Origin of the sequence: Leyella stercorea, assembly GCF_021531355.1 — a bacterium.
Lineage (GTDB): Bacteria > Bacteroidota > Bacteroidia > Bacteroidales > Bacteroidaceae > Prevotella.
The window spans coordinates 1-2,755 of the sequence record NZ_JADYTS010000134.1 but is presented as its reverse complement, the minus strand read 5'-3'; the positions used below and the strand labels follow the sequence as shown (position 1 = coordinate 2,755).

Sequence of the window (2,755 nt, the reverse complement as noted above, 5' to 3'; positions counted from 1 at the left end):
TTCTTTTACCTTTGCACCCAGGAATCAAGTTAGGATATTTGGTTAATGGGTGTTAAGGTGAACTATCTTTCTTTCAAGGTATGCCCTTTCTCATGTCATAGTCCTTATATAATCCAGCCAACTTTCTTGATTCCATTTAACTATTAAATGTCAAAATTATGGATAAAGAACTTTACATAGGCGTGGATGTCTCAAAGCAGACTCTCGACCTTGCTTATTATGACGGAGAAAGCATTGATTGGAAGAAAGCCCATATAAAGGTGAGCAACAACAATGCAGGTTTCAAGAAAATTGGTTCATGGGTGGCAAAGGTAAGCAAGGGGTTTGATATAGTCTTGTTCTGTATGGAATATACAGGACTTTACACCCAAAACTTTAGACTGTGGTTGGAAGAGAAACATTATATTTATAGGATGGTGGAACCTCGCAAGATGCATCGCTTTGAGCCAGACTTGGATGATGGACTGCGTTCGCTCGACCGCATCAAGACTGACGAGCTTGATTCTTTCCGCATAGCCATTTACTGTGAGCAGAACCACAGAAAGATTCTTCGCAACCCATCAAAACTTCCTTCTCCTGTATATTTTAAGTTGAAGAGGCTTTTGGCGGAACGCAAGCAGACAGTCAAGCAGTCAGTCCTTTACAAGCAGCAGCTTCATGATATATGTGCGTATGACACAGATTTGTCTGTGGAACGTAAGAATGGGCAACTTAAAACGCTCAATGATGCACTTAAAGGCATAGACAATGAAATTGACATGTACATAAAAGAAGATGCGGACATCAGCAAGAACTTTTCCCTGCTGACATCAATACCTGGTATTGGGCGTGTTGTCGCACTTGAAACCATTGTCTTGACCGAAAACTTCATGGCAATAGATAACCCACGTAAATACGCTTGCTATATTGGTGTCGCTCCTTTCAAGAAAGAATCTGGTACATCTGTGAGAAAAGGCTCGTCAGTCTCTAAGAAAGGTTTTAAACAGGCAAAGGCAGATTTGTCCATTGCCTGTTTGGTTTGCATGCAGCACATTCCGAACATCAGAGATTACTGGGAACGCAAGAGAAAGGAGAAATGCAGTGGAATAGTGTTTAATGCAATCAAGTTTAAGATGATACTCCGTATGTTTGCCGTTATAAAACGAGGTACTCCGTATGTGGAGACGGACAATTATCGAAATGGGAAAAACAAGCAACCAGGAGTGAACTAACAGTGTTTTAAGACCATCACTATACCATGATAGAGTCTCTTGGTTGCTTTTGGCACTACCTTTGCGAGGAATCCTCAAAAGGAAGGAACTCCAGACAGAGGTAGTGAACTTTTTAATCTTAGGCAAAGCCCTTTCCCTTGATATAGTCTCCTCTGCCCGAAATGTCAGACTCAGTGCCTTTTAGGGAATTAGCTGTCCGTCCCAGCTTTTAAAAGATTTGGCTTATCCTGACATAGAGAGTTCCTTTCGTAAAGCGGTGCAAAGATATGAAAAATAAATCATTTGTAGGCATTGACATCTCTAAAAATGTCATAGATGTATCTATATTTCGTGAGGACACCAACATCAAAATGTTCCCTCATGAGGTGTTCAACAACACTCGCAAGGGATTTGGCGATATGTGCTCATGGCTCAAAAAGAGCCGTGTGGTACTTTCCCAAGCCCTGTTTGGCATGGAATTTACAGGTTGCTACTCCTTGGACTTGGAAAAATTCCTCACGTCCAAGAATTACTCTTTCTGTATGCTTAGTACACGTATAGTAAAACATCATCCTATGGGGACAATAGATAAGCGAGACAAGAATGACTCTGCAAAGATAGCTGACTTCCTCTATCGTTATGATGGCACGGAATGTGCCAAGCCATACAAGTTGCCAAGCAAGGCTATGCAACAATTGAAGCAACTTGTCAATGAGCGTAAGTTCCTTGTGGAGCAACGGACAAACTTTATGAACCGAATGCAGATGTTTGAAACGAAAGAGGATTCTGCCATGTATGAGAGCTACATTAAAAAGCTCAATCATGACATTGAGAAGATAGATCAGGAAGAGTGTGAATTAATGTCCAAGGAGGAAGATGTCTTTGACACTTTTCAGAATCTGTTGACGATACCAGGAATTGGTTTTGTCAATGCAACAAACATAATTGCCATCACACGAAACTTTACCGCTTTTGACACAGCTCGGCAATATGCGAGATATGTTGGCGTAGCTCCATGCAGTCACACTTCTGGTACCAGTGTGAAATGGCGTGCCCGACCTTCCGCACACTGTAACGGTCAAGTGAAAGCTGACCTGTCTATGGCGGCATTGAGAGCTGTTGAGTACGATGTGGAAATGCAAATGTTTTATAATCGAAAGTTAGGAGGCAGAAAAGATTCTGATACTAAGCGTAAGGCATTGAATGCCGTCAAGTTTAAGCTCATTTGCAGAATGTTTGCCATAGGCAAGCAAAAGAGAAAATGGGAAGTGTTGAACACCTCTGACGACAGAAAGAACTTACATATTGAAAAGTCCAAAGCAAGTGAACTATGACAATGTACCATTGTCTCTTATAGTCTTGTGAGGACAGATACGGATAACTAATTAGGAATCGAGCAAAAAGCTATTAAAAGAAAGAGTTCCGTATCGTTTTTTTTGTAACAGAAAAGTCAAAAAATGTCTTCTTCTGCTACAGGGGTAGGTATGACTATATGCTTTCTGGGGGCAATTTTGCTTATTTTAACACAAAAAAGCTCTCAAAAATTTGGTGATGTCTTAGGAATC

The 2,755-nt window shown here is 40.9% G+C and carries 2 protein-coding genes; both read left to right on the top strand.

Annotation, left to right across the window (positions count from 1 at the left end; all coding sequences use genetic code 11):
- Nucleotides 1-158 precede the first annotated feature (158 nt).
- Complete coding sequence (locus tag I6E38_RS14535; protein WP_007896891.1) at nt 159-1,211, top strand: IS110 family transposase; 1,053 nt, start codon at nt 159-161, stop codon at nt 1,209-1,211.
- Between the two features lie 266 nt (nt 1,212-1,477).
- A complete protein-coding gene (locus tag I6E38_RS14530; RefSeq protein WP_007896893.1) occupies nt 1,478-2,524 on the top strand; it encodes an IS110 family RNA-guided transposase in 1,047 nt (348 codons plus the stop codon).
- Nucleotides 2,525-2,755 lie beyond the last annotated feature (231 nt).